Genomic DNA, 20747 nt, shown 5'->3' with positions numbered 1-20747 from the left:
CCCACTCCTTGGGGGTTCAGAATCCGTCGCCCCATCCGAAGGTGGTGTCGTACGCGCGCTGGAGCGCGTGCCGACCGTGGTCTTTGTCGGCGTAGGCCCATGCGAGCGCCGCGGAGAACCAGAGCAGGAGGACGCCGCTCACGATGCCCAGAGCGACCGTCTCGCCGTTCCAGCCGAGGAGCACCAGACCGATGGTCACGATCGCCGCGCCGATATGGGCTCCCTTGGAGTCCAGACGTGCGGTCCTGCGTGTCTTCTGCGTTTGGCGCGTTCCGCGGCGAAACGTTCGTCTCGTACGGACTGTGGTTCGTTCTCGTCGAAGTACATCTCACCCCCACGGCCCTGACGCTACATCGACCCGGACCACGCCGGCGCCGGAGCAGGCTGGGAGTTGCCCCGCGTGCCGGTCCCGCGATCGGAACTTCGGAGGAAGGCCGGCGGGCCCCCTTGTCGGTGCGCTGGCGGAGAAGCCGGTCGGTGAAGACCGACCGTTGAAGAAAGGCATGAGCGTCACGGATGGCGGGGACGGGCGATGGGGCGGCCGGCCCGGCTGGCGGAGAGGTCTTTTCGGCCCGGTGCCGGTGTAGGCGACCGGCACGGGGCGCCGCGCCGCTCCTCCAAGGCCCGGGCCCAGGTCCGCGAGGTCGACCGGGCTGCCCCGGCGTACGGAAACAAGCGTGGTGGGCAGTCCGAGGGCACCGCCCTCACGGACGCCCCACCGTACGCGGACGATGTCGCCCGGCCCGGCTGGCCCGGCGGCCGCCGCTTCGAGGCCGGCTCCGCTGTCCACCACGTAGGCGGCGTGGATCTCTTTCCGGCCGGTGCCGGTGACCTCGAAGGCGAGGTAGTGGAGGGACCGCGCCCTTCAGCTCCCCGTCCACGTCCCCAGCCGGAGCCCGGCCGATCCGCTGCATCGAGCACGCCCCGGTCCCACCGGGCCCGGAGCCGTTCCCGGCTCCGCCATGCACGGTTCAGCGACCGATCACGCCCATAACTGACGACGATGTCTAGGGGGATGCGTCGACCGGTGAGGTGCCGCGGCCTTGCGAGCGTCGGCCGGCAGGGCCCTCCTCCGGCGTTCGTCGCCCGGCGGCGGCAACGTCGCGCATGGCCAGCAGGAAGCGTCGTACCGCGGTCAGGTCCTTCTCGTCGAAAGAGCGCGTCGCGGCGACCATCTCGTTGATCAGCGGCCCGAAGAACGACCAGCCCATAGCGACGGCCTCGTCCGTGACGGCCAGCAGCACTCGTCGGCGGTCGCGGGTGTCCCGTTCCCGGCGGACGAGTCCACATCGCTCCAGCCGGTCGACCAAGGCCGTGGTCGAAGCCGAGTTCACCCCCAACTGCGCGCCGAGCCACCCGGGGGTGGCGGTCGTCCCCGCCCGGCCGGCGTCCAGCAGGTGGATCAGCGCACGCACGTCGGTCGAATGCAGTCCGTTGCGACCGGCGAACTCGGCGGCGAACAGGTCCAGTTCGACGGTGACGGCTCGCAGCAGATGAACCAGTTGAAGGCCGGGTTCCTGGTCGTCCACGCTCTCCTCCAGAGCTATTATCTCGAACACCGAGACACTCGTTTATCGAGTAATCATAAGGAGAGCCATGGGGAACGAGGCGTCATTCTTCGCGGCGTACGACGCGGTCCTGCGGCAGTGGCCCGTGGAGGTCCACAGCGTCGAGGCACCCACCCCCTACGGCAGCACGCGGGTCCAGGTCTGCGGCCCGCAGGACGGCGCCCCCCTCGTATTGCTGCCCGGAGGCGGGACGACCTCGGTCGCGTGGTTCGCCAACATCGGGGACCTGGCCCGCACCCACCGGGTGTACGCCGTCGACGTGATGGGCGACATCGGCCGCAGCGTGCACGACGGGGCGCCGCTGCGGGGCCCCGGAGACCTGATGGCGTGGCTCGACGCACTCCTGGACGAGCTGGGCCTGGACAGCACGGACCTGTGCGGCCACTCCTACGGCGCCTGGATATCCCTGACCTACGCGCTGCACGCACCCCAACGGCTCGGCCGGCTCGCCCTGCTCGACCCGACCAACTGCTTTGCCGGCATGAGTCTTCACTACCTCATGAAGGCAGTGCCGATGCTCCTCAAGCCCGCCTCCGAGCGGTCGCGAGCCTTCCACCGGTGGGAAACCGGCCGCGCGCCTGAGGATCCGGTCTGGCAGGCGTTCTTGGACAGCGCCGCCACTGCCCGGCGGTCGAAGGTCGTCCGCATGCGACGCCCCCGGCCGCAGGAGGTGAGCGCCTGCACCGTTCCGACCCTGGTGCTCCTGGCCGAACGCAGTCGGGTCCACAACGTGCAACGGGTGGCGGCCACGGCCCGTCGCCTCCTCCCCGGCGCCGACGTCGCCATCCTGCCGGGCGCCTCCCATCACTCCCTTCCCACCGAGCGGCCTGCCGAGCTCAACCGCCTGCTGACACAGTTCCTGGCTTGAGCACCGCGGCCGCCGCCGTACCACGGATCCAACAGCCAACAGCCAACAGCCAACAGCCAACAGCCAGCAGCCGAATGGGCTGCCCGGTCATCGGGGTGGCGCGCTGGGCGCGCGGGAACGGTCCGGTCAGGTCGACGCCGAGGACGTCGCGGAACGTGCCGAGGGCGATGCCCAGGAACGGCACGGAGGGGCGACCCTGCGGACGGGGAAAGGCGTCCCGGCCCTCGGATCAGCCGGTCGTGACGGTGAGGTGGTAGGTCGTGTCGACCTGGAAGCCCTCCATCGTGGTGCCCCTGATCTCAAGGACGTACTGACCGGGGACCAGCGGGGTGAGGGCGGACCAGAGACCCCAGGCGAGATGCATGCGCAGACCCACGCGGAAGGGCGGAGCGACGAACTCGCGGAGAGGAAGAGGGGCGCCGTTGAGGTACGCCTCGGCTTGGGTCACGTCGAGGGAGAGGGGCTTGCGGGAGTGGAGTTTGGTGTGGTGGACGTTGAGCACCGGGAAGAACACGGGGCGCCCGGCCGGGATCTCGCAGTGGCGCACCACCCGGCCTCCGTAGGTGCCCGCCAGGAACCACAGATCGTCCGGCTGCCGCCAAGCGGCGTGCGCGCCGGTCGTGTCGGCCACCGGGCTCATGTCGTCGGGGGCCGATAGGGCCCACTGCCACCAGCGGGCGGCGAGGACGCCGCCCTCCTCATCGGATATCTGCCATGCGCTCACGACGCCACACCCTACGGGGCGCCGCTGCCGGAGAGCCCGGGAGGGCCGGACGCGTGAGAACCTCACCCTCACGGTGCGGCCACTGCGGCCATGGCGGCCCGGCGCCGGAGCGGGCCCCGGCCCCAGGGCGGCACACGCCACCACGGACGGAACGCACCCAGCACCACCGGGAAGCCGCCCCGCCGGCCGGAAGACCGGCCCCGGGCCGGCGGCCGGCGGGCCCGGACGGGGCTGCGACCGCGGCCGTCGTCAGCGGCCGGGGCCCCCGTTCCCCCAATGGCGCTGCGGAGGGCCGGCCCGTACCAGCGCGCCGGGCGGGACGGTTGTCCTGCCCGGCGCATCGGGCTGGTGTCAGGCGTCGGTGTCGTCGTGGCCGAGGCCGCCGCCCGGCTCACGAAAGGCTTCGGCCTGGACGAGGAGTTCCCTCACCCTGGTCGTGGCGTCTTCGATGACGTCGGAGCTGCCGAGAACCGCCGCGGAGGCTCGTTCTGGTCGGCGAGGGTCAGCAGGGCGCGGGCGAGCTTGGCGGGGTCGCCGGGCTGCTGCCCGTTGATGCTCCCCCAGACTTCCGCCGTGGTGGTGATGCGCTCGGTGTGGTCGTCGATGGTCGGCTCGGGCCAGGTGGTGGAGGCGTCCACGAGCGGCTCGGTGCGGAAGGAGCCGAGCTCTACGAGGGGGCGCGGATGTCGAACCGGGCGATGTCGGGCTGGAGGGATTTCCTCCAGCCTTCGACGGCGAACGTGGAAGCGGCGTGGACGCCGCCGAGCTCCGCGCCGACGAGGCCGGCGGCCGAGGAGAGGACGACGTAGAGGTGGGTCGCGACCTACCGGCGCATGTGTTGCGGGGACATCTCCTCGAAGAAGCCGGCGTAGAAGTTTCCGGCGTTGCTGATCAGGACGCCAATGCGACCGAAGCGGTCGCCGGCGGCCTGTACGGCGGCGCGCGCGTCGTCCAGACCGGTGACGTTGACGTTGACGTTGACGTCCAGCTTGGCGACGAGCAGGTCGTCGCGCGGGCCGCCCAGGGCGCCGGCCGCCTCCTGGAACGCGCACGGGCCGCGGTACCCGTCCAGGGCTTCGTCACCTGGGACGTCCTGCTGCCCCTCATGCGTGGAATCGCCTACACCGCAGCCATCCACGCCGACCGCCGAGAAGACCGCCTGGACTCCGGCCGCCACTACCCGAGAGTGGTGCTGCGAGGCTTGCGCGACTGATCCCCGTCACTTCCCGCTCGCACGGGGACGGTCACGACGACGGCTGTGGCCGGCTTCGCTCGGTGGACCACGTTGTGGGGATGGTTGCGGGGATGACTGCCGGGACGGCGTCGCGCCCCACGCGGATCGGCGCCCCGGCGGGGCCCGGCGCCCCGCTGCTTCTGAGCGCCGTACGGGCCAGCGCGGGTCCGTTGTTCGAACGAGGATCTCGCGCGACTGCGCGGGCTCCGCCTTCGTCGTGTTGATCGCGGGACACATCAATCACGGCAGGAGGAGAACCATGCCCACCGACATGCTGCGGATTCCCACCGAGGACGGCCAGGCCGATGCCTTCGCCGTCTTCCCGACGACGCCGAGCGACACCCGGGCCGTGTGTCGAAAGTGCTGTTCTGCTGCCTGTCAACGGTCGCGGTCAGCGCTGGATGTGCGAGCCGCAGAGGTGGACGTCACCCCTGCGACCCCAGAGTTGAACGCGTTCAACTGGTCTGGCAGGGTGTCTCCCGCGGCCGCTCCTATCGGTTGGCCGATACGGGCTGAAAGCGGGAGGTCTTGGTGGCGGGCGGAAGCAGGCTGCGTGCGTGGGGGGCGGCTCTCGGCGTGCTGATGGCGGTTCTGGCGTCTCTGACGGCGTGCGCCGGCCCGTATCAGTACTACGAGGGGACAGGGCTCCACGATGCCAAGGCGGCGGAAGTCGCTGGGGGTTGGGAGAGCGTCGAGGGGACCCGCGTGGTGCTTCGTGAAGACGGAACGGCCCTTCTCGAGAAGCTCGACGGGCAGGACTTCGACTTCGACGACGGCTGGCGCCTCTCCGGTACGGGAACCTGGCAACTGGCTGACGAAGAAGGGGGACAGGTCGTCCGGCTCGCGCTGACGACCCGGACACGGGTGGAAAGACGGCTTCCCGTGACAGTGGCTGCCCCCTCGGCTCCGGAGCCCCCGTCGGCATACTCGTGGCTCTTCTACGTGGACCGCGATGCGCACGACGGGCTGGTGCTGTTCTTCATGTACGGCGATCCGGACATCGGGAACATGTACGTGATGACGCGCGAGACAGGGTCGTAGCCATTCGCCGATCACAGCGACCGGCACGGTCGTCTCGGAGCGGACCGCCGGCTTGTCGTAGCGCGCGGCGACAGCACGGTTCCTCTTGAGACGGTTGATCCCGCACTCGACCGCATGGCGCCCGCGGTAGTCGGCTGGGCCGAAGCGCGGTGGCCGACCGCCGCGGGCGCGCGGCCCCTCTCCGGCGCGAGCTCGAACTGCGGCGAGCCCCCGCGCTGCCCTGCCGTGACCACGATCGACTTGGGTCTCCGCCTTTGCTCGGCGGCTGGCCTGATCTTTAACGTGCGCCGTCGAACGGTGCGTCGTACTTGATCACTCGGCTCGGTGTCCGCCGTACGCGGAAGCGGCCTTCGCCTGAACATGTGTTCCGACCAAGGAGCACACACGTCCAGCGCGAAGGCAGTGAGATGAGTCTGCTGCATCCCGATGCCCGGCGAGAGCCGTTGGCGGAACCGTCAAGCTTCCGGGGGTGAGTTCTGTTGGGACCGGTCGGCACGGCTGATCGAGTCCAAGTGAGAGGAGGGCGCTCTGCGGCTGTTTGGAGTGACGAGTGCGGGATCAATCGTCTCGAGCGTCACCGAGCCGTGGTGACGAGATACGGCAAGCCTGCCGTCCGCCATGAGCCGACCGTGCTGGTTGCAGTCCTCGGTGAGTGGCTGTGACCAGCACTTTCCCGGCCTCAGTCCAGCAGCTGCGTGAGCCGTTCGAGGTCGTCGTGTACGGACTCCTGTTCCTCCGCGGTGAGGTGGACTGCGGTGGCCGAGGCGAGCGCTGACGTCGCGGTTTCTTGGTCGCCGAGACGGGTGGCGACGTCCGCCCGCAGCACGAGAAGACGAAGCAGCTGCACAGATGTGGGCCTCTCGTCCCGCAGGCGCAGCGCCCGGTCGATGATCTTCGCGGCGCCCGTCAGGTCTTCCTTGGAGTCGGCAAGGAGGGAAGCGTGGTGCACGGCCCTGGCGAAGGTCTCTTCGGGGGCGGGGCGGTGGTGCTGGTTGTCGCTCATCTGCTGCCCGACGCGGATGCAGTTGCCGCCCGGATCGGTCATGAGGAACTGCCGTACACCATGTGACGTGTTCCTCAGCGGCCCGATTCGTGGCAGACCGCGGTTCGGTACTCGCCCGTACGCCGCCTTCAACCGGGCCCGAAAGGTCTCGTACAGCCCGTCGACGTCATCGGTCTGGACGATGCAGGTACTGAACGACTCGGCCGGCTCGTAGTGCTTCATGCCGAAGAAGTGGAGCTGTATGCCGCCGTGCTGGACGGCTGCGTACGGGTTGGGGCTCTTCTGCTGGAAGGTCACCTCGAACCCGAGGGCCATATAGAAGTCGAGAACGGGCTGGATGGTCCGACACGGCAGGATCGGAATCGTCTTCTCGCTCATGCTGATCACTCTAGTCAAAATTGATTAGAAGGGTGAGGGGTACGGCCCGCCTGTTCAAGCAGACCCTCGGCTGGACCTGGCTGATCCTCGCCGCCTACACCCGACTACGACCGGTCCGGCCGCCCACAGCCGACCGGCGCCGTCCGTGGGGAAGGCCCTCCTCCCCGGAAAGGCTCACGCCCGCACCTGTCCGCCTTGACTTCCGGCGCATCCGCCCCAAGGCCGTCTCCCCGGCCGGGCGTCGAGACCCACCCGCCCGAAACCCACCCGCCCGGGGCCCGGACGATCCCCGGCCGAAAGAACACCCGGGCCACCCCACCCCACCCCACGCCACGACGTCCACTATCGGAGTGCGCCGTGAGTGGGTGGATCGTAGGGTCTGGACACCATGAACACGTTCCTCCATCAGCCACGCCTCCCCGCTGGCGAGCTTTTCCGCGTCCTGCGCACCTGTTTTCCCCAGTCGCCTCCGCAGCGGATCACTACAGCCGCAGGCGTTGAGGTCATTGGGGTGTCTGTGGCGCGGGACAGGATGCGTGACGTCTGGAACGAATGGCGCGGGAAGCACGGTGAGACCGGTTGGTGGCCCCACGTCAGCCTGAGCTCGCCGGAGGCCGTGGCCAGTCTTCACGACGGCGTGGACGCCGCTGCTCTGGAGAACCTGATGGCCGAGGTGGTGTGTCAGGACCACGACGCGCGTGCGGCGTCCGTGGTGGTGTCGAGCTTCCGGTGGTCGATGGAGGGCGTCGGTGGGGACGAGGAGGACCGGGAGGGCTGGCGAGACGACTACGACGCCGACCGTCTCGCACCGCAACTGGGACCTGTCATCGCGAAACCGCTGCCAGGGGTGTCGCGATGGGGGACCGGCGATCGGGACAGCTGGGGCTGGGGGCCCCGGTGGCTCAACTTTGTTCCAGCGCGAGGAGGTTACGAGGTGCCCGTGGTCCTGCCCCATCTGATCGGGACGGGCAACTGGTTCGGATACGGCGACCGGTTCCTCGCTCCGACCGACGACGCGGCGCTGCTCAGGCGCTGGCAGGAACAGTGGGGTGCCGAGCTCTTCCTCGCCCATGGCGCGTATCTGGAACTGGTTGTCGACAGACCGCCTTTGACCCCCCGGGCCGCAGCGCAGGCAGCCACAGAGTTGCTGGGCTACTGCTCCGACACCGTGCAGGACCCGCGGACAGTAGGCGACGGCATGGCGCGTTCGACGGTTTGGTCGCTGTGGTGGGACTGAGCGACGCCTTCGTGATCAGCGCCGGACCCGGATGGGGATGGCGGCGGACTGGAGCGCGGTCTGGCAGGCGATGGCGAGCTTGTCCGCCCGCATGGCCAGGCCGCGCCACTGCTTGAGACTGTTGACGCATCGCTCGACCGCGTTGCGCTGCTTGTATTCCTCGGCCTCGAAAGCGGGCGGGCGGCCGCCGGCGCGGCCGCGCCGACGGCGATGGCCCACCTGGTCGGACGGCTGGGGGATGACAGCGCGGATCCCGCGTCGCCGCAGGTGACTCCGGATCACGCGGGATGAATGGGCGCGGTCCGCCAGGATGACATCAGGTCGGGCCCTTGGCCTTCCAGGGCCGCTTTGCGGAACACGGATGGCGGCCACGACGGTCTCGAAGACTGGTGCATCGCCTGCCTGGCCTGCGGTGACGCGCAGAGCCAAGGGCCGTGCCCGGCCGTCGCCGGCTGCGGCGGAATGGCGTAGTGGCGCGGTGGCGCGGTGGCGCGGTGGCGTCACCACGCGTACGCCGGTCTGGGCGCCGAGTCCTTGGTAGCCGGCACCGGCAAGGATCTCGGCTGCTGGACCGTCGGCCAGGAGCCCGACCAGCCCTGACTCGCGGGCGTGGGTGGTGTCCGCGCACCTTCCCGGTCTGGTCGGGCTGCACCACAGCACGCGGCCTTCGCCGTTCGTGACCGGCATGGATCTGACGGCGTTCTGCTTGCTCTTCCCGGAGATGAAGCGATCCCGGTCCTTACGGCCGACGGCCGGGCGGCGGACACGGGTCTCGGTGCCGTCGGCGATGCCGGTCTGCCCGCCGGCGCCGAGGTGCTCGATGACCTCGGCCGGAGCCCACAGCCGGACACCCGGGCCGATCGTGCGTCCCCGCCCGGCCGAGCAACGCCCGCACCTTGCCGAGGGCCCGGGTGGGGGCGGAACGGTCCACGCCGAACCAGCAGGCCGGCACATCGTGAGTGACCCCGTGACGAAGATGGCCGAGGACGGCCAGGAGCCGGTCGACGAGCACCGGCCGGTGCTTCGCACCGGCGCCCACCGCCCGCTTCCGCTGCCGGCAGGCACGCCTGACCTGACCTGACCTGACCTGACCTGACCTGACCTGGCCTGGCCTGGTGACGCTCATGTAACAACGGGCATGTTTCGGGCGGGAGTTCATCTATAACATCGGCCGACAGCCCGGTGGCCGGCGGTCGCTGATGACCCCTACGCGAGTCACGGTCCCCACCACCCGGCCATGATCAACCATGATCGGCCATCCGGGGCTCGACGTCTCGCCGCTTACCGTGTACGAGCTCGTCAGGGGCGCTGATGTACGCGGAGGGCTTCGGCATCCGGCCCGTGCCGCAGGAGACGCCCCGCCGACTGACCGGCCACGGCTCCTACGTACCCGTCCCCGGCTCCTTCCCCCGGCACGGCCCGGCACCGCTGGTCGAACTCCCCGAGCACATCGGAGAAGGGGCCCGGACCGCGGTCATGGTCCGGCCGATGCCCCTGATCGAGGCGCCCACGATCGAACAGACCTCGCGCCACGCCGACGCCTGCCTCGGATTCCTCACCACCCGGCCCGGAGCCGGACCCGACGCGGTGACCGGCTCCTGCGTAGGCGGTCACCCGGCGGTGCGCACCGCCGCGGCCCACCCCGGCGACGCCGAAACCGACCTGACGCTCAGGCCCACACCGAACTCAACCAGGCCCTGGACGCCGAGGGAGTCGACTACACCTCTGAGATCTACCCCGACACCGTCCACGGTTCCGCCACGGCCGACACCGGCGCTTTTGACTCGCAGCCGGCCGCGTCGGGCTCCGGCGGGCGGCGGCCCCGATCGCGCTGTGGCTAGGAGGACTTCGGCCATGTGAACCCTCCCGCCCGGTGGGCCCAGGCCGCGAAAACCATCAGGACGGCTGCCGACCCGCCCAGCGCCATCACCGTGGAGGGCGAGGAACGGTCGAGGACCGCCCCTCCCGCCAGGGCCCCGATGGAGATGGTGGCCTGGAAGGAGGCGGTGAAGAGGACGGAGGACGCCTCGGGGGAGTCGGGGGCGGCCTTGGAGAACCAGGTCTGGGAGCAGACCGGGACGGCACCGTAGGCGACGCCCCAGACGATCAACAGCGCCACCGCGCCGGCGTCCGACCGTCCCAGGACGGGCAGGAGCAGGGTCGCGGCGGCGATCAGGGCCGCCGCAGAGGCGAAGGCGGACCGCGGATAGCGGCCCACCACGGATCCGCCGAGGAAGTTGCCGACGATGCCGGCCGCACCGTAGATGAGCAGGTAGATCGTGATGAGACCCGAACCGACGTGGGTCACCTGCTCCAGGAAGGGGGTGACGTACGTGTACGTGCCGAAGTGGGCGAGCACGACGAGGAAGGTCATGACCAGGGCGAAGCGGGTGTTGAAGCTTCGGAGCATGCCGCCGAGGACGTCGAGGCGCGTCGCCTGGTCGGAAGGGAGGGGCGGGACGACTGCGAGGAGCAGCACGAGGACGGCCAGCGTGAAGCCGCCCATGACGAGGAACGCCGTCCGCCAGCCCGCGACGTCGCCGATGAACGTGCCCAGGGGTACTCCGAGTACCGAGCCGAGCGGTACGGCGGAGAAGATCACCGAGGTCGCGCGCCCCACGGACTTCGCGGGGACCAGCTGACCGGCGAGCCCGGCCCCGATGGACCAGAAGCCGCCGATGGTGACGCCCACCACGGCGCGGGAGACCAGGACCAGCCAGTAGCTCGATGCGACGGCGGCCAGGAAGTTGGCCATCGACAGCAGAAGGATGAACACGCCCAGCATGACCCGCCGGTCGACACGTCCTGTGGCCACCGTGACCACAGGGGCCGAGACCGCGGCGAGGAATCCCGGCATGGTCATCATGAGGCCGGTCATTCCGTCCGAAACGGTGAAACTCGATCCGATCGACGTGAGAAGGCCGATCGGAAGAATTTCGGTCGTGACGATGGAGAAGATCCCCAGCATCACCGATATGACGGCCAGCCAGGAGATGGAAGGTGAACGGTCCGCCGGTGTGGGAGATTGGACAGAAGGGGTGGTTGCTGTGGACATGAATCCCGTCCTGAACTGGACATCACATGGAGAGTGCGACTTCCAGTCCAGCAGGAACGGCCACCATCTTCTGGCAGGTTACCGACGTCGACAATCGGCCCCCGAGATGCCGAGAGCGGTCGGGGCGGGCACGCGGAGACACCTGTTCCAGCGAGCTCCTTCCATCCTGCGCCGGGAGGATGAAACGGACCGGTCAGCGGGCGTGGGGACGAGGCGGGACCCCTTTGGCCGCCAGCGCGGTGATTCCACTCGGCAACCGCCCTGATCCCCAGCGCCAGGTTCCGCGCGGGCGAGCCGCACCACTCCATGAAGCACCGTAAGTACTGCAAGCACCGCAAGCCCGTGATGAACGCGCAGGCCATCGCCCACCCGAACGGCACACCATTCCGGTTCTCCCGAGTGACGCCGGGCCCGGACCCGCGGCCTGACCGCGGCCCACGCCCACAGCCGTCGTCCAGACCTGCCTGACCCGGCGGATCCCCGTCCTCGCGGACCACGCCTACCGGGACACCGGCGCCACGTTCCGCACCCCCGTACCGCCACCACGAACACCCCGAGCACTGCCAGCAGTTGAATCGACATCACGCCCGGCTGAGGGCCCCGGGTGAACGGGCCTTCGCACAGCTGAAGTCCTGGCGCACCATGCGCGGAGCACGCTGTCGCGCAGCGCTCCGTGATGAGCCGCCCGCCGACGTGCTGCCCACTGGTGTGCTGCCGGCCGGTGTGCTGCCGGCCGCCTGGTGGATCCGTACGGGTCTCAGGGCATGCTGCCCCGGCACACCGTTCCTGGGGCCGGGACGTGGCCGTGCGGAGGTACCAGGCGACCGTCTCCGTGACGCAGAGGTACCGCGGGTATGCGCCGTGCCCCTCCTCCTCAGCCGTCAGGAGTACGCCGACACCGTCGCCCAGGCTGCGCCGAAGACGGGGAGGCGGCTTTCACGCGGGCCGCGCCCCGGCCGAGACGTTAGAAGTCCGGGCGCAGGCTGGAGTCCGCGTAGGTGGTCGCGCAGGTGATCGCGGTCTGGGCGGCGTGTCTGTTGTCGCGCGGGGCAACCGCGTGGTCGGCGAAGCCGGTGTCGTCCGCGCCCTCGCTCAGCGGACGGTCGTCGTTGTGGTCGATCAGTGCGGTGAAGGCCTTGACGAGCGGAGACCAGCCATCAGTACCGAGGTCGGGACGGTCGCCGACGGTGTACGCGAGGCTGTCGGCGTCGAGGGTCCTTCCGACGCCGGCCGGGGCGGGCTTCTTCTCCAGACGGTCGGCCAGGCGCGCCATGCGTCGCGCGGCCTCCTCCAGCGTCGCCACGAGTGGTCGCCAGGAGCCGTGCTGGTCACGGGACGTGCGAGGAAAGAGCTGGTCGGTATGAGGGTGTAGCGGTTGGTGGACCCACCACCACGGACGAGCCGCACGCGGCCGGCCGACCCCTGTCGAAGACCCCCGTCGAACTCGAAACCGTCATGACCGTACCGGCCCTCCAAGCCGCGTGGCTCCACCTGTCACCCGAACCCGTACCCGGCCCGACATTCGAGTCCTTCCGGTAATTCGCCGGGACGGGTGCGTCGCCCGTCGGCTTCGCGAGTGCGGAGTGCCGGAACGGAGCGGAGCGGAGCGGTGTGGGGCGGCGTGGAGCGGTGTGGTGACGTGCATGTGGTGCGGCTTTTCTGACCGGGACCGGCATACGGCCCTGTTGCGATGAAGGGGGTGGTTGATTGCCGAGTTCTGGCAATGCCAGCAGGGGAGGGTGAGCCGTAGGTTCGTCGCATGTCTTCAGGGTTGCGGCAGGCGGGGCTGGACGCGTGGTGCGGGCCGGCGACGCCGTGGGTGCGGCGGATACGGTTCTGTCGGCCGAACCGGTGGGGCCGGCTGGTGTTGCGGCGATGGCTGCGGGTGGTCCTCTTGCGGGCTGTCGCCCTCGGTGCGGTTGCCGGGGCGGTGGAACTGTGGTTCACCGGCCGGAAGGACGTCATGTTCGCCGCCGCTCTGCCGCTGGCCTTTGCCGCGTTCTGCTGGCGATGCTCGCTGATCGGGATCGTGCTGCGCCCGGGAGAGATAGTCCGTTGCTCGATCCTCCGTCATACGGTCGTCCCGGCGGGAGCCGTGCGCCGCCTGCACCGCGACTCCTGGCACGGCGGTCTGGTCCTGGAGACGCGGGCGGGTGAAGAGGTCGACTTCTTGTGGTTCGAGAACTCGCTGTGGGATCTGCTGTATGACTTCTCGGCGGTGTGCGAGGACGCGATGCGGGCGCATGCGCGCCAGTCCCGTGGCACGGTGCACACGTCGTCCACGGTGCTGATCCGCCGGTTCACCTGGAGTCCGGTGGGCGATCTGCTCGCTCTCTCCGCCGTGACGTGCCCGATCGTCACCCTGATCGCCCGGGCTTGAGGAGCGGCGGCCGAGCAGGCACGGGACGGGGCGCCTCTGCGGCACCGGTGGTGGTCCGCCGTCCCCGGTGCGCCTGCCTTACTGGTGCAGTGCAATGCAGTGCAATGCAATGCACTGCAGACGCGGGAGCGATGAGCAGCGGTGTGGCCTGAGGAAGTGGGCGTTACGCGCCACTGAGGATGAGCGCCCCCAAGGTGATCCGTGCACCCCACTGCAACAGGACGATCCCAGTCCTGGACCCTGTCCATCGTGCTCGGGGCCAGGCCAGTGCCAGAAGACCGGCCGTGAGAGCGCCCCAGAAGCAACCGTGGTGGACCTCGCCCGGAACCGTCGAGCACTGATCGCCGTAGGTCAGGCAGCGGCCGCCCACGCCGCCGGCCCCACCGTCCGGGCCCCGCACGTCGGTCCCGGCCCCGGGACCCACTACCAGGCCGGCCTTCCGCACGACGGCTATCCGAGCGCCTTCCTCATGGAAACCAAGACCTCAGCCGGCCACTGGACCGCCCACACCGGCGAGCGGCCCCTGGTCTCTCGCTGACGAGAGGCTCCGGCCGGGTCAGGTCCGGTTCCCTTCCGTGTCGCACGGCAAGGTGTCGTCGGGGTGGTCGGCGGCGTAGTCCTCGGAGATGTCCTCGGCGGTCTGCGCCATGGTCTCGCTGGTGATCTTGATCTGGCCCGAGAAGGGAGTGTCGATGTCCTCGATCAGGAGCAGTGAGCCGGTGAACAGCACGGCGAGGACGCACAAGAGGGTGAGGTGGGAGGGCCCGCGGTCGCGGGGGAGGCCGAAGGCGAAGGCGCCGACGGTGGCGGCCAGGGCCACGACCATGAACCAGTAGACGGACGGCGGGATGGCCGGGCTGGCCTCGGAGATGCGGGTCTGGCGGGCCTTGGAGCGTTCGTCGTCGGCCTCGACGAGGAGGCCGAAGGTGGGGTCGTCCCGGTGGGCGAGTTCCTTGAAGTGCGTGCGGAAGCCGCTGGACCACACGGACGCGACGGGTGACTTCTCCCCGCCCTCGGCCATGAGCGGCCATTCGGCGGCCTGGATGGCGCGGGCGTAGCAGACGGCGGCGGCCTGAAGGCGTTCGCGTTGCGGTTCCGGCGCGTAGTCGGCGACCTCGTAGAGCTGGTCGACCCGTCCGGCCTCGGCCTCGACGGCGGCGGAGGCGGAGCCGTACGACTCGGCCGCCAGGACGATGACGAAGGCGACGAGGAGGACGGCGAGGGTCTCCAGGGGGCTGACCAGGTCGCTGACGGACGCTTCCTCGCCGCTGTCGTTGTCGCTGTCGCTGCCGCCGTCCCTGCGCCGCCGGCGCCGGAGCTGGTTGGCGAACAGGCCGACGGCGAGCGCCGTGGCGATGATGACGATGGTGAGGATCATGGTCATGTACTGGCCACTCGGGGAGATCGGCTGGTCGGAAGCCCCCGCCTGCCCCAGCGCATCACGGAGCCGAGCGGTGTGCGACAGGGGATGGCCCAGATGGACCCGTCGGACGGAGACGGGCACCCTCCTGACGAGGACAGCCGGCGCAAGAACGGAACCACGGCATGCCTGCCCCTCCCGCGCGGGGAGCGGGCATTCTCGGACGTTCATGTTGAATGGGCCTGGCTGTTCCATCACGCGAGGGGCCATGACGCGCGGCACATGGGCATGGCCATGCGCCGGCCCAGATGCTCCTGACGTGCCCGGCAGCTCGCGCCGGACGCACCCCTGATGCGGCGGAGGGTTCGCATGGGTGTGTCCAGGAATCTCAGCCCGGTCGGTACGGGCCCGGCGCGGCGTTCGGACTGCTGCCGGGTGTTGCGTGGCAGGCCCTCGCCCGTGTCCAACGCTCCCCGCGCCCAGGCCGCGCGCGGCCGAACGCGAACGCGGACGCGGACGCGGACGCGGACGGCACGGTGGCGGCGACGACAGCCGGCGTGCCGTCCACGTCGGCAAGGCCGGGACGGGGGCAGGTACTGCATGCGCTCCGCGAGGACATCGTGGCGACCGACTCGGTCCCGGGGCCGCCCCAGGCTGTCAGAGATCCGGTCGCCCACCTCCCGACCAGCCATCTCCGCTCTTCACGCCCTCCTCGGGGCCCGTCACGGGCTGCCCTTTCGGAAGTTTCCGTCTGCCGGGTCCCTTTCGTGGGCGCGGGCCTGTTCTCGGGCGGGTCGACCAGCGGGGATGAGCGCGAGGGGAGGGTGAGGGGGGAAGTGAGGGGCGGGTGAGCGCAGGCGGTGCGCCGGAGAGTGTGGAGCCCTCCGGGCCCGGCGCCCGGCTGGTGGAGTTCAGGGACGATCTCGCTCCGGCGGTGTCCGGCGTCCGCCGTTATGAATGGAGGGTGGCGTTCGCCATGGCGGGAACGGCGCCGGAGGAATCACAGACATCCGGCATTTCGACTTTGATGGTGAGTTTGACGACGTCCGTCATGTCCACTGTCACCGTCTGCGGCCGGTTGATCTCAGCGCCTACGGCCTTCCGTACCCGCCCATCGCCTTTGACCGTGAACCTGATGGATTCGGCTGTGGCGTTGTCGTCCAGCCCCACCACGAAGGAGAAGGATTTGTAGCGCTGGTTGATGCTGTACTCGACGCTGCTGTCACAGTATTCGCGGAACACCATCGCCTGGTCGTAGAGCTTGGCTCCCATGTTCACCGACCGGATCTCGTAGCTGTGGCTTCCGAAGACCGGGTCGAGTTCGCTCAACGGCACCGTGCCCGACGGCAGGGCGGGAGGCGGTGCTGTCGACGGGTCCTCCGACGGTTCTTCCGAGGGCTCTTCCGGGGGCTCTTCCGATTCGGCGTCAGGGCTGGCCGACGGGGCTGTCGTCTCGACCGTCGGGGAGGACGGGGCCGTCGTGACGACCGGTGCCTGCGGCGCGGGGTTGCGGGCCGTGGGCGAGTTGATCACAGTCGGGAGCCCGAAGAAGCCCAGGAGTACACCCGCCACGGCGGCCAGGGCCGAAATGAGCGCCGCGATCTCTCCCACCCTGCGGGGCGGAGGGGGTGGAGGGGCGGCGGCTGGGGGCGAGAGCGGAGGCGGCGTGGCCGGTGGCGGGGGAGGCGTGGCCGATGGCGGTGGGGCAGGCATGGTCGATGGGGGCGGTGGTGGCGTGGGCGGGGATGTCGGGACCGGTGGCACGTTGTCCGGTGGTAAAGCATTGCTGCTCATGTGACTCCCCCTCAGGCATGGTCGCGTCCGGCAGTCACATTGAATCGGATCGTTCGATCAAGTGATAGCTGTTGCAGGGAAGTTGACCGACCCGACCCGACCCGACCCGACCCGACCTGCGGGCTGCGCGCCGACGATCCGCTGGCCCGCCGCGACGGGCTGCGCCTGGTCGAACTGAACGACCGTCGCTGGTTCCAGTTTCCGCAGGGCGCGGCCCCCTCTGACAGCCTTACTGGAACGGCGGCGAGCCGCGCGAGGGCCTCGTGGCACGCGCCGTCCAGGAACGCCTGTAGGCCGTGCTGCGGAACAGCGCGGTCGGCCTGGCCCCGCTCGGACACGACCTGCCCGCGGAGCTGACCGTGGTGCCGCTGCTCGACGTGCCGTCGAGCCACGTGGGGGCGGCGTGGTGCGAGGGTGACACCAACCCGCTGATCCGCCCCCTTCATCGAGATCGCGACCACCGCCTTCCACCCCTGACCGAGGGAAACCGACGACGCCGCCGCCCCGCAGGGACGAGTCGACCGCCGCAGCCTCGACGACCGCCTCCTGGAGGGGCCAGTACCTGTCCCTGCGCGGGGTGCCTGCGCGGGGTGCCTGTGTGGGGGCTCGGCTCGCTTCTGCGACCCGGAGAGAAAGCGTTTCGCGTTCCTGCTCCCGGCCGAGCGAGGGCGGTCCCACCGTCATGGCCCTCAGCCGCCGAGCGGACGAGTGGTTCCCGCGGCTCGCACACGTACGGTCCTGGGTGCCGCGGCCGGGGCCGGGCCGGATTCGGCAGCGGCGCTGTGCCCGGCTCGGGGTGGTCAGGGCGGTCGGTGAGGACGATGGGCCGTGATGGAGGCGAGGCCGTGCTCGTCGTGTTCACCAGGCGCTTTCGGGCCGTACGAAGGCCCCCGCCGGGAGGACAGAAGGCCGTTAGGTACTGAGCGGACGGAGCAGGCGCCGGTTCTGCTACACGTCAGGCTGCATCGCCCGCAGCCGGTCGGAGATGTCGTACACCGACAGGCGTAGCCCGCGGATGTCGCGGACCAGGTCCTCCCACGGCTCGAAGGTGTCGTCGACGGTCTTCCCGGACGCCCGGATGTACGCCACGGTCACGCCGTACGCGAAGAACGCGTTGCGTGCGGCGAGCGGGCGCAGCAGCACGAGTGCGTCGAGCAGTGCGGCGGCGCGCCAGTAGGCGTCAGGTTCGCCGGCGTCGAGGCCGGGAGTGTTGACCTTGTGGCGTGCGACGGCGGCCATCAGCCCTGAGTAGTCGCGGACGGCGAGTTCCTTGCCGAGCAGGTCCTCCTGGCGGTCGAGGAGCCAGCGGAGGTCTACGTGCAGTTCCAAGGTCAGGCCGCCCGGCGGGCAGCGTCTCGGGGGGCCGGGGCGTCGTCAGGGAACGCGGCGTCGAACGCCTCGGCGAGGCCCGGCTGCCGGGTGACCTCGCGGAACTCGGCGGTCGCCCGGGTCAGCCGCAGGTGGTTCTCCTCCTGGTCGGCCAGGCTCGCGAGAAAGGCGCGCAGACTCATCCCGTGCGCGGCCGCGACGGCGGCCAACCGGTCCTTGGTCTCGGCGCTGACCTTCATCGTGGTGTCTGCCATGCCACCGAGTATGCATCGATAGGCACCTTCGTGAATACCGGTTCGCTCGAATCAGCTCGAATCGGTCGGCCGCGCCGAGGCTGTGGTCCTGACGGCCGCCGGCCGCGTTCGGGGACCGGCGCCGCGTCCTCCCGCGTGGCACGGTCGTTGTAACGACTGAGGTTCCCGCGGCAGGGGGGCGGCAGAGCGCGTCCGAGCTGGGACGGACACCGAGCGATGACCGTCGTCGACCCGTACGGGGCGCTGAAGGCGTGCATGGCCGGGATCCGTGCATGGCCGGGATCAGGGAGCTGTTCGAGCGGGAGTCAGCCGGTGACACCGTGACCCTCCTGGGGGATGGCTTATACCGACACCTGGGGTGTCACCTCCCCAAAGCCCGGCGTACCGGCAAAGCCCGGCGTACCGGTTCGAGGTCGTCATCCGGTCCGGCGCTCTCGCGCTGCACGGCCATATCGGCGGCCACGCCTTCACCCGTGACGACGGCATGCTCGACTTCTTCCGTACCACCACCGCTGGCGAGTGGCTCGGCCCCAGCTCCAGCCCCAGCTCCAGCCCCAGCTCCAGCCCCAGCTCCAGCCCCAGCTCCAGCCCCAGCACCTGCACGGGAAGACCGCACCCCGCGGTCTCAAGAACGCGACCGTTCGCCCCGAGCAGCCGCTACGTGCTTTACAGCGCCGAGGCCGCCGCGGAGCCAGACCCGGAACCGGGTGAGCTCGCCGAGATGGGGGCACTGCTCTGTCCGACGTCATCGGGGGCACGGGCGACTTCGTTCATGAAGGTCGCCCGCCCGCCGTGGAAAGTCCGCCTGACCTGGCCCCTCGGCAGCGGCCACCGAACGGCCTTCAGCTCCGCATCACCGGGCCCTGACGATCCGCTCCGGCTTCGCCGGCGCCCGGGCCGGTCAGATCCGGAGCGCAGTCCGGTGGTCGCGGAACGACGGCCGGGTCGGATGTTCCTGCCCGCGCCTACCCCCGCACGGGCCGTCACCGGGAGGGAGGGTCCCGATGACCGCCGCCCGAGGGCATGCGGACGTCTCCGTGCTCGCCGATCCCGGCCAAGCCCGACGTCCGTATCGTTCTCGTAGAGCGGGCAGCCGCTCGGCCCGGCACGCTCCTCGCGGCGGACCACGACCACGTCGTCGGCCGCCGTCGGCTCCTGGAAGACGAGCTCATAGCTGTGGGGGTATGCCATCGAGGCCCCCCCACCCTCTTCTTCTCCCGTCACCCGCGCGCCGCCGCACGTGTCTTCGCCGAGGGGGAGCGGGTCAGATGCCGAACTCCGACGCCGACAGGCCAAGCGCAGCACACGCCTCGCGGATGATCTGCTCCTCGGCCGGCTCGATGAAGCCGTCCGCACCCGCGACCACGATGCCGGTCTGGATGACGGCCCGCGCCTCGGCGGGTTTCTTCGCCACCTTGGCGACCTCCTGGAGCACCGCCGCCTTGCCCATGACGAAACCGGCCGAAAGCTGGTCGACGTGCTTGTTGAAACGCTGGCGAAGCTGGTCGGCGGGGAAGTTCTGAAGGACGTCGTTGGTGACGATGAGCGATTCGACGTGCTGGCGCTCGGCCGGGTCGATCCGCCCGTCGGCAGCGGCCACCAACGCGCACATGGCCATGCTGGCATCCCGGAAAGCGCCGCTCTTCAGCTCTGTCTTCAACGACGTGAGCTGCAACTTCAGCGCACTCACGAGCTCGGCCCTGGAACCGCCGCCGGACCGCGCGCCGGACGGCCCATGGCCACCGGAGCCGCCGCGCGCTCCCTGGGCCTGCTGCAGACCCCTGGCCGCTTGGTCCTTGATCCGATCCCACATCGCCACTTGTTCCACCCAGCTTCTGTCGTGTCGTCTTTTAACGGCCGCGCGTCATCACGCACCACCCCGCCAACGCCTACCGCACATCGTGAAGTTCCGCCGCCCCTGACATGACGCCCCCAGCACACGTGTCACCCCAGCACCGGCACGGCCGGAGCAGCGGCGGTCAGCCGCGTGTCGGCGTGCACATGAACATGGCACACGGGTTTTGCTCACCAGCTTCGGCTCTGGCACAACCTCCGTGCAATGACCACTCTGAGTGTCGATAGAGCACTTCAGGGTGGCATCGAAGTCGCCCGAAAATGAGCCCTCATCGAGGCGGCTGGGCTCAGAGTCTGGCCCGTGGAAGGGGTCGCGCTTCGGCTGAAGGAGCTGTTGTTCCCGTCGATCGCGGATGTCGCGGTGCTGTCGGTGGACGTGAATATCGAGATGGTGCGCGTCGACGCGCACTGCCCCACGGCCGACGCCGTCTGTCCGGGGTGTGGGGCCTGGTCGACCCGGGTGCACAGCTCCTACCTGCGGTTTCCCGCCGATGTAACGAGCGCAGGACGAAGCGTCGTACTCCAGTGGAAGTTGTGGGAGGGGATCGTGCCGCTCGGCTATCAGCGCAGCTACCAGCGTGTTCGCGCCTACCTGCACGACAAACGCACCTCACCGCAGCCGGTGACCGCCCAGCCTCCATATCCTCGCCGCAGGCGTCGACCGAGAC

21 protein-coding genes and 6 pseudogenes are annotated in these 20747 nt (G+C 69.9%); 10 read left to right on the top strand and 17 right to left on the bottom strand.

Annotation, left to right across the window (positions count from 1 at the left end; translation table 11 throughout):
- Nucleotides 1-16: 16 nt before the first annotated feature.
- Nucleotides 17-199: a hypothetical protein gene (locus tag ACF1ED_RS07770; protein WP_391757644.1), complete on the bottom strand. Its 183-nt coding sequence runs from the start codon at nt 197-199 to the stop codon at nt 17-19.
- Between the two features lie 808 nt (nt 200-1007).
- A complete protein-coding gene (locus ACF1ED_RS07765) occupies nt 1008-1529 on the bottom strand; it encodes a MarR family winged helix-turn-helix transcriptional regulator (RefSeq protein ID WP_391757642.1) in 522 nt (173 codons plus the stop codon).
- A gap of 67 nt (nt 1530-1596) precedes the next feature.
- On the opposite strand from ACF1ED_RS07765, the gene ACF1ED_RS07760 reads away from it, so the two are divergent.
- Entirely contained in the window at nt 1597-2436 is an 840-nt protein-coding gene (locus ACF1ED_RS07760) for an alpha/beta fold hydrolase (protein WP_391757640.1), read from the top strand.
- Between the two features lie 229 nt (nt 2437-2665).
- Here the strand turns inward: ACF1ED_RS07760 and ACF1ED_RS07755 are convergent, their stop codons facing one another.
- The 3 genes from ACF1ED_RS07755 to ACF1ED_RS07745 form a co-directional block, all read right to left on the bottom strand.
- Complete coding sequence (locus ACF1ED_RS07755; protein ID WP_391757638.1) at nt 2666-3160, bottom strand: hypothetical protein; 495 nt, start codon at nt 3158-3160, stop codon at nt 2666-2668.
- A gap of 425 nt (nt 3161-3585) precedes the next feature.
- Entirely contained in the window at nt 3586-3798 is a 213-nt protein-coding gene (locus ACF1ED_RS07750; RefSeq protein WP_391757636.1) for a hypothetical protein, read from the bottom strand.
- 185 nt (nt 3799-3983) lie between these two features.
- Complete coding sequence (locus ACF1ED_RS07745) at nt 3984-4337, bottom strand: hypothetical protein (RefSeq protein WP_391757634.1); 354 nt, start codon at nt 4335-4337, stop codon at nt 3984-3986.
- Nucleotides 4338-4976: 639 nt separating this feature from the next.
- Between ACF1ED_RS07745 and ACF1ED_RS07740 the strand changes: the two genes are divergently transcribed.
- Nucleotides 4977-5435 (top strand): hypothetical protein, encoded by a 459-nt coding sequence (locus ACF1ED_RS07740; protein ID WP_391758723.1) that lies wholly within the window; start codon nt 4977-4979, stop codon nt 5433-5435.
- Between the two features lie 679 nt (nt 5436-6114).
- Here ACF1ED_RS07740 and ACF1ED_RS07735 read toward each other — a convergent pair.
- Nucleotides 6115-6816, bottom strand: coding sequence for a bleomycin resistance protein (locus tag ACF1ED_RS07735; protein ID WP_391757632.1), 702 nt, complete (start codon nt 6814-6816; stop codon nt 6115-6117).
- A gap of 32 nt (nt 6817-6848) precedes the next feature.
- On the opposite strand from ACF1ED_RS07735, the pseudogene ACF1ED_RS07730 reads away from it, so the two are divergent.
- A pseudogene (locus ACF1ED_RS07730) lies at nt 6849-7159 on the top strand (transposase); the annotation flags it as partial.
- Between the two features lie 45 nt (nt 7160-7204).
- Nucleotides 7205-8053, top strand: coding sequence for a DUF4253 domain-containing protein (locus tag ACF1ED_RS07725; RefSeq protein WP_391757630.1), 849 nt, complete (start codon nt 7205-7207; stop codon nt 8051-8053).
- A gap of 15 nt (nt 8054-8068) precedes the next feature.
- Here ACF1ED_RS07725 and ACF1ED_RS07720 read toward each other — a convergent pair.
- From ACF1ED_RS07720 to ACF1ED_RS07710, 3 genes and pseudogenes are all read right to left on the bottom strand, one after another.
- Nucleotides 8069-8506 (bottom strand): annotated as a pseudogene (locus ACF1ED_RS07720) (transposase); the annotation flags it as partial.
- Nucleotides 8507-8638: 132 nt separating this feature from the next.
- A pseudogene (locus tag ACF1ED_RS07715) lies at nt 8639-8776 on the bottom strand (transposase); the annotation flags it as partial.
- Nucleotides 8777-8792: 16 nt separating this feature from the next.
- Nucleotides 8793-9005, bottom strand: a complete 213-nt coding sequence (locus ACF1ED_RS07710) for a hypothetical protein (protein ID WP_391758721.1) — start codon at nt 9003-9005, stop codon at nt 8793-8795.
- A gap of 3 nt (nt 9006-9008) precedes the next feature.
- Between ACF1ED_RS07710 and ACF1ED_RS07705 the strand changes: the two genes are divergently transcribed.
- Nucleotides 9009-9134, top strand: coding sequence for a hypothetical protein (locus tag ACF1ED_RS07705; protein WP_391758771.1), 126 nt, complete (start codon nt 9009-9011; stop codon nt 9132-9134).
- Between the two features lie 230 nt (nt 9135-9364).
- A pseudogene (locus tag ACF1ED_RS07700) lies at nt 9365-9894 on the top strand (dienelactone hydrolase family protein).
- Here the strand turns inward: ACF1ED_RS07700 and ACF1ED_RS07695 are convergent.
- A complete protein-coding gene (locus tag ACF1ED_RS07695) occupies nt 9891-11108 on the bottom strand; it encodes an MFS transporter (RefSeq protein ID WP_391757628.1) in 1218 nt (405 codons plus the stop codon). The pseudogene ACF1ED_RS07700 and the gene ACF1ED_RS07695 sit on opposite strands and share 4 nt — an antisense overlap.
- 261 nt (nt 11109-11369) lie before the next feature.
- Here ACF1ED_RS07695 and ACF1ED_RS07690 point away from each other — a divergent pair.
- A pseudogene (locus tag ACF1ED_RS07690) lies at nt 11370-11768 on the top strand (transposase family protein); the annotation flags it as partial.
- A 304-nt stretch (nt 11769-12072) separates the two neighbouring features.
- Here the strand turns inward: ACF1ED_RS07690 and ACF1ED_RS07685 are convergent.
- Nucleotides 12073-12381 (bottom strand): hypothetical protein, encoded by a 309-nt coding sequence (locus ACF1ED_RS07685; RefSeq protein WP_391757626.1) that lies wholly within the window; start codon nt 12379-12381, stop codon nt 12073-12075.
- 486 nt (nt 12382-12867) lie between these two features.
- Between ACF1ED_RS07685 and ACF1ED_RS07680 the strand changes: the two genes are divergently transcribed.
- Together ACF1ED_RS07680 and ACF1ED_RS07675 are read left to right on the top strand one after the other, a co-directional pair.
- Nucleotides 12868-13488: a hypothetical protein gene (locus ACF1ED_RS07680; RefSeq protein WP_391757624.1), complete on the top strand. Its 621-nt coding sequence runs from the start codon at nt 12868-12870 to the stop codon at nt 13486-13488.
- A gap of 307 nt (nt 13489-13795) precedes the next feature.
- Nucleotides 13796-14026, top strand: a complete 231-nt coding sequence (locus tag ACF1ED_RS07675) for a hypothetical protein (protein ID WP_391757622.1) — start codon at nt 13796-13798, stop codon at nt 14024-14026.
- Nucleotides 14027-14044: 18 nt separating this feature from the next.
- Here the strand turns inward: ACF1ED_RS07675 and ACF1ED_RS07670 are convergent, their stop codons facing one another.
- Together ACF1ED_RS07670 and ACF1ED_RS07665 are read right to left on the bottom strand one after the other, a co-directional pair.
- Complete coding sequence (locus ACF1ED_RS07670) at nt 14045-14872, bottom strand: hypothetical protein (protein WP_391757620.1); 828 nt, start codon at nt 14870-14872, stop codon at nt 14045-14047.
- Nucleotides 14873-15799: 927 nt separating this feature from the next.
- Nucleotides 15800-16459: an NPCBM/NEW2 domain-containing protein gene (locus ACF1ED_RS07665; RefSeq protein WP_391757618.1), complete on the bottom strand. Its 660-nt coding sequence runs from the start codon at nt 16457-16459 to the stop codon at nt 15800-15802.
- A 285-nt stretch (nt 16460-16744) separates the two neighbouring features.
- On the opposite strand from ACF1ED_RS07665, the pseudogene ACF1ED_RS07660 reads away from it, so the two are divergent.
- A pseudogene (locus tag ACF1ED_RS07660) lies at nt 16745-17119 on the top strand (LysR substrate-binding domain-containing protein); the annotation flags it as partial.
- A 471-nt stretch (nt 17120-17590) separates the two neighbouring features.
- Here ACF1ED_RS07660 and ACF1ED_RS07655 read toward each other — a convergent pair.
- From ACF1ED_RS07655 to ACF1ED_RS07640, 4 genes are all read right to left on the bottom strand, one after another.
- On the bottom strand, nt 17591-17971 hold the full coding sequence (locus ACF1ED_RS07655; protein WP_391757616.1) for a toxin Doc: 381 nt from the start codon (nt 17969-17971) through the stop codon (nt 17591-17593).
- Between the two features lie 2 nt (nt 17972-17973).
- On the bottom strand, nt 17974-18225 hold the full coding sequence (locus tag ACF1ED_RS07650) for an antitoxin MazE7 (RefSeq protein ID WP_391757614.1): 252 nt from the start codon (nt 18223-18225) through the stop codon (nt 17974-17976).
- Between the two features lie 666 nt (nt 18226-18891).
- Nucleotides 18892-19416, bottom strand: a complete 525-nt coding sequence (locus ACF1ED_RS07645) for a DUF6296 family protein (RefSeq protein WP_391757612.1) — start codon at nt 19414-19416, stop codon at nt 18892-18894.
- Nucleotides 19417-19489: 73 nt separating this feature from the next.
- Nucleotides 19490-20044 (bottom strand): tellurite resistance TerB family protein, encoded by a 555-nt coding sequence (locus tag ACF1ED_RS07640; RefSeq protein WP_391758719.1) that lies wholly within the window; start codon nt 20042-20044, stop codon nt 19490-19492.
- Nucleotides 20045-20747 lie beyond the last annotated feature (703 nt).

This window comes from Streptomyces sp. NPDC014656, from assembly GCF_043084305.1.
In the GTDB taxonomy this organism is placed as follows: domain Bacteria; phylum Actinomycetota; class Actinomycetes; order Streptomycetales; family Streptomycetaceae; genus Streptomyces.
This window is presented reverse-complemented; position numbering and strand designations above follow the sequence as displayed.